This is a genomic window from Pseudomonas sp. LBUM1652 (assembly GCF_059716105.1).
Genome location: NZ_CP166804.1, coordinates 4,676,611 through 4,689,951, shown reverse-complemented (window position 1 = coordinate 4,689,951; position 13,341 = coordinate 4,676,611). Strand labels below are relative to the sequence as shown.

Below are 13,341 nucleotides of genomic sequence, written 5' to 3'. Positions count from 1 at the left end.
ATGGATTGAGTACACCTTGTAGGCGCTGCCGAAGGCTGCGATCTTTTTTGTGGCTGAATGATCAGCCCTCTTCCAGCCACCACCGCAAAGGCTTGCCTTGGGCCGGCCAGAAGCGCATCTGCTCGATCGGCGAGATGTCCCAGCGCTGCACGCCTTCCAGCGCTTGCAGGAAGCGTTCTTCCTGCTCCATCAACGCCGGCGCGCACAGCTTGCGGGTCTTGCCGATTTTGCCGAAAGTCAGCTTGTTGCCATCCAGCGTGTACGGCGCGAACCAATGGTTGCAGCCGCCGTTGCCGTAGGCGCGACCATCATCGCCGAGGGTCACGGTCAGATGGCTGTAATCCATCAAGGGCCGCTCGCCGATCCACTCCAGAATGTAGCTGCGGTTCTGTTGCAGTTGCACAGGCTCTGCGGCGCAACCCGCCAGGCCAACACCGACCAGAACGGTCAGGGCAAGGCGTTTCATCACGCAGGCTCCTGGCATTTCGGGCACAGGTGCTTGTCGCCAACGGCTTTCCAGCCCAGCTCGGCGATGCGCGCAGTGGCGGCCGGTTTTTCTGCGTTTTTACCCAGTTTGGCGTCCACGGCGAATTCAAAGCTGAGCTCTTTGGCGCAGCTGTCGCAGTTGACCTGCCAGGTATGAATGGCCAGTTCGCCGAACACCGGGCCTGTGGTCATCGCGGTCCATTGGCCCGGCGGATTGATCAGGTGGCGGACGGTTTCGACGGTCAGGCGCATGGACAAGTCCTTGCTGCCTTTGAGGGTGACCAACAGGGCGTCACCGATGCGGATCGAGCCACCGTTGCCGGTGACCTGATAGCGGCCCGGAACGAGGGCGCGGCATTCGGTGAGGGTGTGTTGCGGGTTCATCAGGTTGTAGCGGAAATCGTGTTCGACCATGGGTCCTCCAAATATGCGCGACATGCTAGCACGGGCTACGTTGCAGAATGATGTGCGCTTGCGACCTTCGATCCGGTTCAAATCGACCGGCGCACATGGCAAACTGCCGCCCTCGACTCTGAAGGAACGGAACATGGCGCTGATCGAATGTTATGAATGCAAGCGGAGCATCAGCTCCGAAGCCCAAGCGTGTATTCATTGTGGAGCTCCGATGGCGGAGCAGCCGGCCCACGCACAAGCGCAGGCCGCAGCGGCACCGGCTCAGGCGTCGACGATTTCCTTCGGCAGTCTGCCGCGCAACCGGGCTGTGCCCGAGGCGGTTGTCCCTCACGCGCCAGAGCCTTTACCGAAAGTCATGCCGGCCGCAGCGGGGCGTCGGCGTCGGCAACAGGCCGAAACGGTTGCGCCGCAAATCAATGAGGATGGCAGCCGTCCGGTGGAAGGCTGGCTGAAGATCATGGTGTTTCTGCTGCCGATGGTGTTCGTCTGGTTTCTGCTGCGCAGTGGTCACTCGGCGAAGCAGCGTTTGTTCGGCTTCGGCTGGCTGGCGCTATTGATTCTGGCGTCCTCGCTGTCGCCGAAATAAGCGTCAACCCTCGACTTGGTTCTGCGGCGACCCCGCCGCCCAGGTCGCGATGTTGTGCAGGGTGGTCGCGGCAATCGCGCCCAGCGCCTCGTGGGTCAGAAAGGCCTGGTGCGCGGTGATGATCACGTTGGGAAAGGTCAGCAAACGCGCCAGCACGTCGTCCTGCAATGGCAGGTCGGAACGATCCTCGAAAAACAGCTGCGCCTCTTCTTCATACACATCCAGCCCCAGATAGCCGAGCTGACCGTCCTTCAAAGCGTCGATCAGTGCTGGCGTATCGACCAGTCCGCCGCGACCGGTGTTAATGAGCATGGCACCCGCTTGCAGGTGCGCCAGTGAATCGCGGTTGATCAGGTGTTTGCTCTGCGCGTTGAGCGGGCAGTGCAGGCTGATGATTCGCGACTGCGCGAGCAATTCCGGCAGGCTCAGATAACGCGCGCCCAATGCCAGAACGTCGGGATTCGGATACGGGTCGTATGCCAGCAACTCACAGCCGAAACCGTGCATGATTTTCGCGAACGTGGCGCCGATCTGCCCGGTGCCGACGATGCCGACAGTTTTGCCCACCAGATCGAAACCGGTCAGCCCGTGCAGCGTGAAATCGCCCTCACGGGTGCGGTTGTAGGCGCGGTGCAAGCGACGGTTGAGGGCCAGAATCAGCGCGACAGCATGTTCGGCAACGGCATGGGGTGAGTAAGCCGGGACACGCACCACGGCCAGTCCCAGGCGTTTCGCGGCGAGCAGATCGACATGGTTGTAACCGGCCGAACGCAAGGCGATCAATCGCGTGCCGCCGGCGGCCAGACGTTCCAGCACCGCAGCACTGAGGTCGTCATTGATAAAGGCGCAGACCACTTCGTGTTGGTCGGCCAGTGCCGCGGTGTCGAGACTGAGCCGGGCCGATTGAAAGTGCAGTTCGAGACTGGCAGGGCAATCGGCGCCGAGGAAACTGTCTCGGTCGTAGGTCTGGCTACTGAAAACGATCGTACGCATGACATCCTCCTTGAACATGGACTCGGGTGGCATCACCCGAGTCCACTGTAGCCGGATCGGCGTTGGCCGGCATTGCGCTGGGTCAGGCGCTGATCTTCGCCTGCGCGGCGAGGCGGTTGATTGCCCGCTCCAGCTCATCCAGCGCTGTCGACGCTTTCGGATCTTCCTGTTTGAGCAGGGTTTCACTGCGCTGACAGGCCGCACGCAATTGCGGCACGCCGCAGTAACGCGTGGCGCCGTGCAAGCGATGCACACGTTCAATCAGGGCATTCTGGTCGTGGCTGTCGCGGGCGCTGCGAATGGCTTCGCGGTCGGCTTCCAGCGAAGCCAGCAACATCGCCAGCATGTCTGCTGCCAGATCCGCTTTACCGGCAGCCAGACGCAAGCCTTCCTCGTGATCGAGCACCGGCAATTCGTTGCTGCCCGCCGCGCTGTCGCTGAGCCGCTCCGGTGCCTGATTGCGCAGGGCCAGGCCGGTCCACTTCAGCACCACTTGCGCCAGTTGCCGCTCGCTGATCGGTTTGGTCAGGTAGTCGTCCATGCCGCTTTGCAGCAGCGCACGTTTTTCGTTGGCCATGGCGTGGGCGGTGAGGGCGACGATCGGCAGCGGCGTGCAATGCCGCTCGCTCTCCCACTGGCGGATGGTTTCGGTACTCTGGCGGCCGTCCATGCCCGGCATCTGCACATCCATCAGCACCAGATCGAAGGACTCGGTCTGCACAGCTTTCACCGCCGCATATCCGCTTTCCACGGCAAGCACTTTGGCGCCCATGTCTTCGAGCAGGGTCTGCACCAGCAAAAGGTTGGCCGGGTTGTCGTCGACGCACAGCACTTTCGGCGCGCGACTCGACAGGGGTTCGCCGGGTTCGTTGCGTGGTTGGCGCGGGTTGGCCAGATCCGACAGCGCGCGGCGCAGTTTGCGCGTGCAGGCCGGTTTGGCCTGCAACTGGCTGTGGGGATTGGGTACCGACAAATGGAACAGCGTCTGCTCGGTGGTCGGGCACAGCACCAGCACTTTGCAGCCGAGGTGTTCGAGATCCCATATGTGCTGGTTCAGGCGCTCCGGGAGCATGTCGTTGCTGGTGATGCCGATGACCGCCAGATCAATCGCCTGATCGGTCTGGTGCGCGCCAGTGACGCCATTGGTCAGGGTTTCCAATGTATTGAACGGCGTGACAATGAGGCCACAGTCTTCCAACTGATGCTGCAAGGCCTGACGTGCCAGTTCGTGGTTTTCCAGTACCGCCACTCGACGTCCGAGCAGTGGCGCCGAAGGCAGGTCTTCGGCGTCGTCGCGGGTTTTCGGCAGGCTCAGGCTGATCCAGAATTCCGAGCCTTCGCCCGGCGTGCTGTCGACGCCGATCTCGCCGCCCATCTGTTCGATCAGACGCTTGGAAATCACCAGCCCCAGACCGGTGCCGCCGGGCTGGCGCGACAACGAGTTGTCGGCCTGACTGAAGGCCTGGAACAACGCACGCACGTCCTGATTCGACAGGCCAATGCCGGTGTCCTGAATGCTGATGCGCAGTTGCACGCTGTCTTCGTGTTCTTCTTCGAGCATCGCCCGGGCAACGATAGTGCCTTCGCGGGTGAACTTGATCGCGTTGCTGACCAGGTTGGTGAGGATCTGCTTCAAGCGCAGCGGGTCACCGACCAGCGACAGCGGCGTATCGCGATAGACCAGACTGACCAGCTCAAGCTGCTTGGCGTGAGCGGCGGGGGCGAGAATGGTCAAGGTGTCTTGCAGCAAGTCGCGCAGGTTGAACGGGATGTGGTCGAGCACCAGTTTGCCGGCTTCGATTTTCGAGAAGTCGAGGATCTCGTTGATGATCCCGAGCAGGCTGTCGGCGGACTTTTCAATGGTGCCGAGATAGTCGAGCTGGCGCGGGGTCAGTTCGCTTTTTTGCAGCAGATGGGTGAAGCCGAGAATGCCATTGAGCGGCGTGCGGATCTCATGGCTCATGTTGGCGAGGAACTCGGATTTGATCCTGCTCGCCTCCAGCGCCTCTTTACGGGCCAGATCCAGCTCGATGTTCTGGATTTCGATGGTTTCCAGATTCTGGCGCACGTCTTCGGTGGCCTGATCGACGCTGTGCTGCAATTCTTCGCGGGCGTTCTGCAAGGTACCGGCCATGCGGTTGATGCCCGAGGCCAGTTCATCCAGCTCCTGACTGCCGAGCGGCGGCAGGCGGGTTTCCAGATGACCGTCCTTGAGTTGCGCGACGGCCTGCTTGATCTGGCCCAGCGGCCGATTGATCGTGCGGCCCATGCGCAAAGCGAGCAGCGCGGCACCGGCCAGGCCTGCGGCGATCAGCAACAGGCTGGCGAACAGGCTGCGATAACCGCGCAGCAGCATGCCGTTGTGCGACAGCTCCAGTTCGACCCAGCCGAGCAGGCGCTCGGACTCTTCGGGGATCAGTTCGCCGGCGAGGTTGCGATGCTTGCCGAAGACCGGCATCAGATAACGGGTCGCGTCATTGCCGCTGCGCCGTTGCAGGTGCGCGCTGTCACCGCTTGGCGCCTGATTGAGCATGGTCGGGCCGGCGTGGGCCAGCGGCGTGCGATCCGGCGCAAGGAAAGTCACCGCGCGCATGTCCGGTTGTTCGAGGGACTGGGTGGCAATGCGCTCAAGCAGTTCGCTGTTGCCATGGCCCATGGCGGGCGCCACCAGCGGCGCCAGTTGCTCGGCGATCATCTCGCCGCGCTGCATCAATTGGCTCTGCAAGTCGGCCTGCTGCGTCCAGGTGAAATAACCACCCAGCACCAGCGCCATCAGGCTGGTCGGCAACAAGGTCAGCAACAACACGCGACCTTTGATTCCCAGTTTCTTGAGCACGCCTATCTCCTGCATCCCGCTGATCTGTTGACTCATGCGTGCATCCGGCACGCGACATGGGCGCAGTGTAGCGATTTGCTCGCAGGCAATCTCCGGAAAAATGGTGACGTTGTCGGTCCTTGTGCCGACGCGCGTTCGTCCGGCCGCTCAACCATGAGTTGCCCGATGCCTGGCAATCTTGAATAATCGCGCTCAACTGAGAATGACTTGCAGATACTCATGACTCCTGTTTCCGTTGGCCAGCCACGCATACTTTCCATTGAAGACGATCCGATCCTCGGTGCCTATGTTCACGAACATCTGGGCCGCAGCGGCTTTCAGGTGACCTGGTGCCAGAACGGTCAGGAAGGCTTGAGCATCGCCAAACGCCAGCCTTTCGACGTGGTGTTGATGGATATTCTGCTGCCGGGCCTGGACGGTCTGAACGTACTGACGCAATTGCGGCAGAGCCATTCGACGCCGGTGCTGCTGATGTCGGCGCTCGGTGCCGAGGCGGATCGCATCAGCGGTTTTCGTTTGGGCGCCGACGATTATTTGCCCAAGCCGTTCAGCATGGCCGAGCTGCATGTGCGCATCGAAGCGATCCTGCGCCGGGTGGCACTCGACCGCCGCCCGGCTGCCATTGCCGTGCCAGTGGCGACAGGCACACTGCATTTCGACGATGAGCAATGCGACGTGTTTTTCCGTGAGCAAGCGGCCGGCCTGACCCGCAGCGAATACCGTCTGCTGGAAACCCTCAATCGCAACGATGAAGAAGTGCTGAGCAAGGCCTTCCTTTATCAGCACGTCCTGCAACGCGGTTATGCGGCCCATGATCGCAGCCTCGACATGCACATCAGCCAGATCCGCCGCAAACTCAAGGCCATTGGTTACACCGAGCGCGAGGTGCGCACGGTGTGGGGCAAGGGTTACGTGCTGAGTGGCGCTGATGAAAGTGTCTGAATTGCCCGGGCGCCATTCGCTGTTCTGGAAACTCGCCTGTCTGCTGGTGGCGTTCTGTCTGCTGATGATCTGGCTGAGCTGGTCGTGGGGCCGGTATATGGAGAAACGCAACCAGTTCCTCTCCGATGAAGCTCGCGGCACCCTCACACGTTATGCCGCTGAAGCCGAGCGGGCGTGGCAGCGCGGTCAGCGTGACGGCGTCGATAGCTGGTTGCAGAGCATGGAATTGCGCGAGGCCGCTTGGGTCGGTGTGATTGGCGGTAATTTGCAGTCGCTGAGCAATGAGCCGCTGAACGAGCAGGAAGTCCAGCGCCTGACTTTTTTGCGTGGGCTCGATTGGCCGATTCACAAACAAGGTCGGCCATGGCTGCGTATCCCGTTTCCCGAGGAACCGGCCGCCGGCAGTCTGGTGATCGAATTGCCCGAGCGCTTCTTGCCGGGCAAGTATCGAGTGTTCTGGCGGGTGATTACCAACGGCGTGATTCCCGGTCTATTCACCCTGTTGCTGTGCGTCGGCTTGTATCGCTTGCTGGTGGTGCCGCTGAACAACTTGCGTGAGCAGGCCAATGCGTGGCGCGCCGATCAACTGAATGTGCGCTTGTCGAGTGGCATCACTCAGCGACCGGACGAACTCGGTGAATTGGCCCGGGCGTTCGACTCGATGTCCGAACGCCTGCAAAGCACCGTCGCGCTGCAGCAGCAATTGCTGCGCGACCTCTCCCATGAACTGCGCACGCCACTGAGCCGATTGCGCGTGGCCAGTGAAAGTGAGCAGGGGCTTGTGCAATTGCGCGAGCGCATCGGTCGCGAGGTCGACGGCATGCAACGGCTGGTCGAAGACACCCTGCAACTGGCCTGGCTCGATACCGAGCGCTCGCCACTACCCGGCGAAGCGATCCAGATTCAGGCCCTGTGGGAAATGCTCACCGAAAACGCCTGCTACGAAAGCGGTTGGCCGAGTTTGCAATTGCAGTGCGCGGTCGACTCGTCGTGCTGGGTGCGCGGTAATCTCAACACCCTGGCGCAGGCGCTGGAGAACATTGTGCGCAATGCCATTCGTCACTCGCCGGAGGGCGGGATCGTGCGGCTGGATGGACGGCGGGAGGGCGATTACTGGCATCTGTGGCTGGAAGATCAGGGCGGCGGGGTGGCTGACGGGGACCTGGAGCGGATCTTTTCGCCGTTCACTCGACTGGACGGCTCGCGGCCGGGGGATGGCGGGTTCGGGCTGGGATTGAGCATTGCCCGAAATGCGGTGCAGCGCCAGGGCGGGATGTTGTGGGCGGACAACAGCGGGGCGGGGTTGCGGCTCAATCTGCGACTGCTTGCTGATGACAGCGCTGTCAGTCCCGACACCATCGCTGGCTTGCCAGCGATGAGGCCAGTCGCATCGCCTCAACTCAAAAGTCTCACCGCTGGTGAGACTTTTGCTGCTTATTCCCATAAACCATAAGCACCGCACTTTGCGTGATATGGCCTGCGCGGGTTTGCCGGTATGATAGGCGCCCCCGCACGTCTGGATTGCGAATACGCCATGACCCTGCAGTACCCAACCATCGCCGATTGCGTCGGCAACACTCCGCTGGTGCGTTTGCAGCGCCTGCCCGGTGCCACCAGCAACACCCTATTGCTCAAGCTCGAAGGGAATAACCCGGCGGGTTCGGTCAAGGACCGTCCGGCGCTGTCGATGATCACCCGTGCCGAGTTGCGCGGGCAGATCCACGCTGGCGACACCTTGATCGAAGCGACCTCGGGCAATACCGGGATCGCCCTGGCGATGGCTGCCGCGATCAAGGGTTACAAGATGATCCTGATCATGCCGGACAACTCCAGCGCAGAGCGCAAGGCGGCAATGACCGCTTACGGTGCCGAGCTGATTCTGGTCAGTCAGGAAGAGGGCATGGAAGGCGCTCGCGATCTCGCCCAACGGATGGAAGCTGAAGGCCGTGGCAAGGTGCTCGATCAGTTCGCCAATGGCGACAACCCTGAAGCGCATTACACCAGCACCGGCCCGGAAATCTGGCGCCAGACCCAGGGCACCATCACCCATTTCGTCAGCTCCATGGGCACCACCGGCACCATCATGGGCGTTTCGCGCTACTTGAAAGAGCAGAGCGACACCGTGCAGATCGTCGGTCTGCAACCGATGGAAGGCTCGGCCATTCCCGGCATTCGCCGCTGGCCGCAGGAATACCTGCCGAAGATTTATCAGGCCGACCGCGTCGACCGCATCGTCGACATGGCACAAAGCGAAGCCGAGGACGTCACCCGGCGTCTGGCTCGCGAAGAAGGCATCTTCTGCGGCGTGTCCTCGGGCGGTGCGGTGGCAGCGATGCTGCGCCTGTCCAAAGAAGTTGAAAACGCGGTGATCGTCGCGATCATCTGCGACCGTGGCGACCGTTATCTGTCGACCGGCATTTTCGACGCGCCCAACTGATGGCCAAGCACGAGAGAGGCCTGCGCTTCCAGCCCACCGGCGGCAGCAAGGCCCCGCAAATCCCGACCGGCAAAAAGCAGCGCTTGAGCATTGAGCGACTGGCCAATGACGGTCGCGGCATCGCGTTTTTCGAAGGCCGCACCTGGTTCGTCCTCGGCGCCCTGGCCGGTGAAGAGATCGAGGCACGGGTGCTCGGCACCCATGGCAAAGTGGTCGAAGCGCGCACCGAGCGCGTATTCACCGCCAGCGAACTGCGCCGTCCGGCGCCGTGTCAGCACGCCGGCCGTTGCGGCGGCTGCAGCGTCCAGCATTTGCCCCACAGCGAACAGCTTGCCCTGAAACAGCGCATGCTTGCCGAGCAATTATCGAAGGTCGCCGGTGTCGAACCGCAAGAGTGGGCAGCCCCGTTGACCGGCCCCGAGTTCGGCTATCGCCGTCGTGCCCGCATCGCTGTGCGCTGGGACATGAAAGCCAAGACGCTCGAAGTCGGTTTCCGCGCCGCCGGCAGTCAGGACATTGTCGCGATCAGCGAGTGCCCGGTGCTGGTACAGCCCTTGCAACCGATCATGACCCGTTTGCCGGAGATGCTTCGCCGTTTGAGCAAGCCTCAGGCGCTGGGCCATGTGGAATTGTTCAGCGGTTCATCGCTGGCAGTGTTGCTGCGGCACATGGCGCCGCTGTCCGAGGCGGATCTGACGATTCTCAAGGACTTCTGCCAGTTCCATGAAGCGCAACTGTGGCTGCATGGTGAAGGTGAGCCGCAACCGGTCGATGCCGCGCAATCGCTGGGCTATCGCCTGGAACAGTGGGATCTGGATCTGGCTTACCGGCCGGGGGATTTCATTCAGGTCAACGCCGGCGTCAACGAAGCAATGGTCGCGCAGGCGCTGGACTGGCTGAAACCGACCCGCGACGAGCGTGTGCTGGACCTGTTCTGCGGTCTTGGCAACTTCGCTTTGCCGCTGGCCAAAACCGCACGCGAAGTGGTGGCAGTGGAGGGCGTGCAGACCATGGTCGAGCGCGCCGCTGCGAACGCCGCTAGTAACAATTTGCATAACACAAAGTTTTTTCAAGCCGATTTATCCCAGCCTCTGGCCGATGCCGAGTGGATCGCAAACGGCTTTTCTGCGGTACTCTTGGACCCACCGCGTGACGGTGCTTTCGAGGTGGTGCGCAAGCTCGCGACCCTGGGTGCCAAGCGGCTGGTTTACGTGTCGTGCAACCCGGCAACGCTGGCGCGCGATACGGTCGAATTGTTAAAGCAGGGCTACCGGTTAAAACGTGCCGGGATTCTCGATATGTTTCCACAGACGGCACATGTCGAGGCCATGGCGTTATTTGAAGCGAGCCAGGATGGCTCGTCTGAATCCGTCTGATCTGTCCGTGCCGCGCTCGCAATAGCCCCGCGAGCGCAAACGGGCGTTGAAGATCAGCGATTTGACGCATTGAATCTGCGTCGTAGGGAAGGTAAAGCAAGATGGTACAGGTGAGAGCACACCAGCCGATCAACACTGACGGCAGTATCAATCTCGAGGCTTGGCTCGATCACGCGGTCAGTGTCGATCTGGCACTGGATCGCGAAGCCTTGAAAGAAGCCTGCGAGTTCGCTCGCGAGGCCGAACAACAGTCCAATGCCAAGAAGAATCTGTGGGCCGAAGGCTCCGGCAGTTTCAGCGCCGGCCTGGAAATCGCCGAGATTCTCGCCGACCTCAAGCTCGATCAGGATTCGCTGGTCGCCGCTGTCTTGTATCGCGGCGTGCGTGAAGGCCAGATCGAGCTGGCGGCAATCAGCCAGCGCTTTGGCCCGGTGGTTGCCAAGTTGATTGACGGCGTGCAGCGCATGGCTGCCATCAGCGCCAGCCTCAGTCCGCGTCAGTCGATGGTCATGGGCACGCAAGGGCAGGTGGAAAACCTGCGCAAGATGCTCGTGGCGATGGTCGATGACGTCCGCGTCGCGCTGATCAAGCTGGCCGAACGCACCTGCGCCATTCGTGCGGTGAAAACCGCCGACGACGAAAAACGTAACCGTGTCGCCCGGGAAGTCTTCGACATCTATGCGCCGCTCGCGCACCGGCTCGGCATCGGTCATATCAAATGGGAACTGGAGGACTTGTCCTTCCGCTACCTTGAGCCTGATCAATACAAACAGATCGCCAAGCTGCTCCATGAGCGACGGCTGGATCGTGAGCGTTTCATCGCCGATGTGATGACCCAGCTCAAGGATGAATTGCAGGCTACCGGCGTCGACGCGGATATCAGCGGCCGGGCCAAACACATCTATTCGATCTGGCGCAAAATGCAGCGCAAAGGTCTGGAATTCAGCCAGATCTACGACGTTCGCGCCGTGCGTGTGCTGGTGCCGGAAATGCGCGACTGCTACACCGCGCTCGGCATCGTCCACACCCTGTGGCGGCACATTCCGAAAGAGTTCGACGACTACATCGCCAACCCCAAAGAGAACGGCTATCGCTCGCTGCACACCGCCGTGATCGGCCCGGAAGGCAAAGTGCTGGAAGTGCAGATTCGCACCCATTCCATGCACGAAGAAGCCGAACTCGGCGTTTGCGCGCACTGGCGCTACAAAGGCACCGACGTCAAATCCGGCTCCAATCACTACGAAGAGAAAATCTCCTGGCTGCGTCAGGTGCTCGAGTGGCATGAAGAGCTGGGTGATATCGGTGGCCTGGCTGAACAGTTGCGGGTCGATATCGAGCCGGATCGGGTTTACATCTTCACTCCCGACGGTCACGCCATTGACTTGCCCAAAGGCGCAACCCCGCTGGACTTCGCCTACCGCGTGCACACCGAAATCGGTCACAACTGCCGTGGCGCGAAGATCAACGGGCGCATCGTGCCGCTCAACTACAGCCTGCAGACCGGTGAGCAGGTCGAGATCATCACCAGCAAACATGGCACGCCAAGCCGTGACTGGCTGAACTCGAACCTGGGTTACGTCACCACGTCGCGGGCGCGGGCGAAGATCGTTCACTGGTTCAAGTTGCAGGCCCGTGACCAGAACGTTGCCGCCGGTAAAACCCTGATCGAGCGCGAACTGACGCGTCTCGGTCTGCCAGCGGTGGATTTCGACAAGTTGGCGGACAAGGCCAACATGAAAACCGCCGAAGACATGTTTGCCGCACTCGGTGCCGGCGATCTGCGTCTGGCGCAACTGGTCAACCTCGCGCAGCAGTTGGTCGAGCCGGAACGCGGCAACGAACAGTTGGAACTGATCCCGCGCAAAGCCACCGGTTACAAACCGGGCAAGCGCGGCGACATCCAGATCCAGGGCGTCGGCAACCTGATGACGCAAATGGCGGGCTGCTGCCAGCCGCTGCCGGGCGATGCGATTGTCGGTTACATCACTCAGGGGCGTGGCGTGAGCATTCACCGTCAGGATTGCGCCTCGGTGCTGCAACTGGGCGGGCGCGAGCCGGAGCGGATCATTCAGGTCAGCTGGGGCCCGGTGCCGGTGCTCACCTATCCGGTGGATATCGTTATCCGCGCCTACGACCGTTCCGGTCTGCTGCGTGACGTCTCGCAGGTGCTGCTCAACGAGCGGATCAACGTACTGGCGGTCAACACCCGCTCGAACAAGGAAGACAACACCGCGCTGATGTCCCTGACCATCGAGATCCCGGGTCTGGATGCGCTGGGGCGGCTGCTGGGGCGGATTTCCCAGTTGCCGAACATCATCGAAACGCGGCGTAACCGCACCCCTTGAAGATTGATCGTTGATCGTTCCCATGCTCCGCGTGGGAACGATCAAGATCGCAAAGGGTTGAGTGAGATTTTTTATGTACAGCCTCGAAGACCTGCTCCATCTGATGAGCCGCCTGCGCGATCCTCAGTACGGTTGCCCGTGGGACATCAGACAAACCTACGCGACCATCGTCCCGCACACTCTCGAAGAAGCCTACGAAGTGGCCGATGCCATCGAACGCGGCGACTTCGATCACTTGCAGGGCGAGTTGGGAGATCTGCTGTTTCAGGTCGTCTATTACAGCCAGTTGGCTCGCGAAGAAGGGCGCTTCGAATTTGCCGGGGTGATCGACAGCATCACCCGCAAGCTGATTCGCCGTCATCCCCATGTTTTCCCTAGCGGCGATCTGTATGCGCCGCTGGACGTGCCGCGTTTGACCGAAGAGCAGGTCAAGCAGCGTTGGGAGGAAATCAAGGCCGAAGAACGTACCGAGAAATCCGCCGCACCCGAGCAACTGTCACTGCTCGACGACGTGCCTGCCACGTTGCCCGCATTGTCGCGCTCGGCCAAATTGCAGAAGCGTGCAGGGCAGGTCGGTTTCGACTGGCCGGATGCCTTGCCGGTGCTCGACAAAGTGCGCGAAGAGCTCGACGAAGTGCTCGAGGCCATTTCTGAAAACGATCCCGTCGCGGTGGCTGACGAGATCGGCGATCTGCTGTTTTCCGTGGTCAATCTGGCCCGGCATTTGAAGGTCGACCCGGAAACCGCACTGCGTGGCGCCAACGGCAAGTTCGAAAGACGTTTCCGATTTATCGAACAGGCATTGCGCGACACCCACCGTCCCATAGAAGATTGCACCCTCGAAGAGTTGGACGCCCTGTGGGGTGAAGCCAAACGTCAGGAAAAGAATTTGCCTAGCTGCGGCTGAGCAACTGCCCAAGTGAGTA

The 13,341-nt window shown here is 61.3% G+C and carries 11 protein-coding genes; 7 read left to right on the top strand and 4 right to left on the bottom strand.

What is annotated here, in order from left to right; genetic code table 11:
* Positions 1–61: 61 nt before the first annotated feature.
* Both ACA069_RS21105 and ACA069_RS21100 read right to left on the bottom strand, forming a co-directional pair.
* On the bottom strand, positions 62–466 hold the full coding sequence (locus tag ACA069_RS21105; RefSeq protein ID WP_497615143.1) for an META domain-containing protein: 405 nt from the start codon (positions 464–466) through the stop codon (positions 62–64).
* On the bottom strand, positions 466–900 hold the full coding sequence (locus tag ACA069_RS21100) for a hypothetical protein (protein WP_401271200.1): 435 nt from the start codon (positions 898–900) through the stop codon (positions 466–468). Before ACA069_RS21100 ends, ACA069_RS21105 begins: the two co-directional genes overlap by 1 nt.
* Before the next feature lie 133 nt (positions 901–1,033).
* Here ACA069_RS21100 and ACA069_RS21095 point away from each other — a divergent pair, with 133 nt between their 5' ends.
* Entirely contained in the window at positions 1,034–1,486 is a 453-nt protein-coding gene (locus tag ACA069_RS21095) for a hypothetical protein (RefSeq protein ID WP_401271197.1), read from the top strand.
* Positions 1,487–1,489: 3 nt separating this feature from the next.
* Here ACA069_RS21095 and ACA069_RS21090 read toward each other — a convergent pair whose 3' ends face one another.
* A complete protein-coding gene (locus ACA069_RS21090; RefSeq protein WP_489878968.1) occupies positions 1,490–2,479 on the bottom strand; it encodes a 2-hydroxyacid dehydrogenase in 990 nt (329 codons plus the stop codon).
* Positions 2,480–2,561: 82 nt separating this feature from the next.
* Positions 2,562–5,315, bottom strand: coding sequence for a response regulator (locus ACA069_RS21085; protein WP_497618282.1), 2,754 nt, complete (start codon positions 5,313–5,315; stop codon positions 2,562–2,564).
* A 219-nt stretch (positions 5,316–5,534) separates the two neighbouring features.
* Between ACA069_RS21085 and ACA069_RS21080 the strand changes: the two genes are divergently transcribed.
* From ACA069_RS21080 to mazG, 6 genes are all read left to right on the top strand, one after another.
* On the top strand, positions 5,535–6,257 hold the full coding sequence (locus ACA069_RS21080; protein WP_401271193.1) for a response regulator transcription factor: 723 nt from the start codon (positions 5,535–5,537) through the stop codon (positions 6,255–6,257).
* Positions 6,244–7,710: a sensor histidine kinase gene (locus ACA069_RS21075; RefSeq protein WP_497615142.1), complete on the top strand. Its 1,467-nt coding sequence runs from the start codon at positions 6,244–6,246 to the stop codon at positions 7,708–7,710. The genes ACA069_RS21080 and ACA069_RS21075 overlap by 14 nt, the downstream gene beginning before the upstream one ends.
* Before the next feature lie 81 nt (positions 7,711–7,791).
* Positions 7,792–8,694: a cysteine synthase CysM gene (cysM, locus tag ACA069_RS21070; protein WP_187680918.1), complete on the top strand. Its 903-nt coding sequence runs from the start codon at positions 7,792–7,794 to the stop codon at positions 8,692–8,694.
* Positions 8,694–10,070: a 23S rRNA (uracil(1939)-C(5))-methyltransferase RlmD gene (gene rlmD, locus ACA069_RS21065; RefSeq protein WP_497615141.1), complete on the top strand. Its 1,377-nt coding sequence runs from the start codon at positions 8,694–8,696 to the stop codon at positions 10,068–10,070. Before cysM ends, rlmD begins: the two co-directional genes overlap by 1 nt.
* 101 nt (positions 10,071–10,171) lie before the next feature.
* Positions 10,172–12,415 (top strand): GTP diphosphokinase, encoded by a 2,244-nt coding sequence (gene relA, locus ACA069_RS21060; RefSeq protein WP_401271187.1) that lies wholly within the window; start codon positions 10,172–10,174, stop codon positions 12,413–12,415.
* Between the two features lie 73 nt (positions 12,416–12,488).
* Positions 12,489–13,322, top strand: a complete 834-nt coding sequence (gene mazG, locus ACA069_RS21055) for a nucleoside triphosphate pyrophosphohydrolase (protein WP_497615140.1) — start codon at positions 12,489–12,491, stop codon at positions 13,320–13,322.
* The last annotated feature ends 19 nt before the right edge of the window (positions 13,323–13,341 follow it).

Excerpts from the sequence above, each read along its gene's own strand:
- ACA069_RS21105 (WP_497615143.1), bottom strand. The coding sequence starts at position 466 with ATGAAACGCCTTGCCCTGACCGTTCTGGTCGGTGTTGGCCTGGCGGGT.
- cysM (WP_187680918.1), top strand. The coding sequence starts at position 7,792 with ATGACCCTGCAGTACCCAACCATCGCCGATTGCGTCGGCAACACTCCG.
- ACA069_RS21100 (WP_401271200.1), bottom strand. The coding sequence starts at position 900 with ATGGTCGAACACGATTTCCGCTACAACCTGATGAACCCGCAACACACC.
- ACA069_RS21090 (WP_489878968.1), bottom strand. The coding sequence starts at position 2,479 with ATGCGTACGATCGTTTTCAGTAGCCAGACCTACGACCGAGACAGTTTC.
- ACA069_RS21075 (WP_497615142.1), top strand. The coding sequence starts at position 6,244 with ATGAAAGTGTCTGAATTGCCCGGGCGCCATTCGCTGTTCTGGAAACTC.
- ACA069_RS21095 (WP_401271197.1), top strand. The coding sequence starts at position 1,034 with ATGGCGCTGATCGAATGTTATGAATGCAAGCGGAGCATCAGCTCCGAA.
- rlmD (WP_497615141.1), top strand. The coding sequence starts at position 8,694 with ATGGCCAAGCACGAGAGAGGCCTGCGCTTCCAGCCCACCGGCGGCAGC.
- mazG (WP_497615140.1), top strand. The coding sequence starts at position 12,489 with ATGTACAGCCTCGAAGACCTGCTCCATCTGATGAGCCGCCTGCGCGAT.
- relA (WP_401271187.1), top strand. The coding sequence starts at position 10,172 with ATGGTACAGGTGAGAGCACACCAGCCGATCAACACTGACGGCAGTATC.
- ACA069_RS21080 (WP_401271193.1), top strand. The coding sequence starts at position 5,535 with ATGACTCCTGTTTCCGTTGGCCAGCCACGCATACTTTCCATTGAAGAC.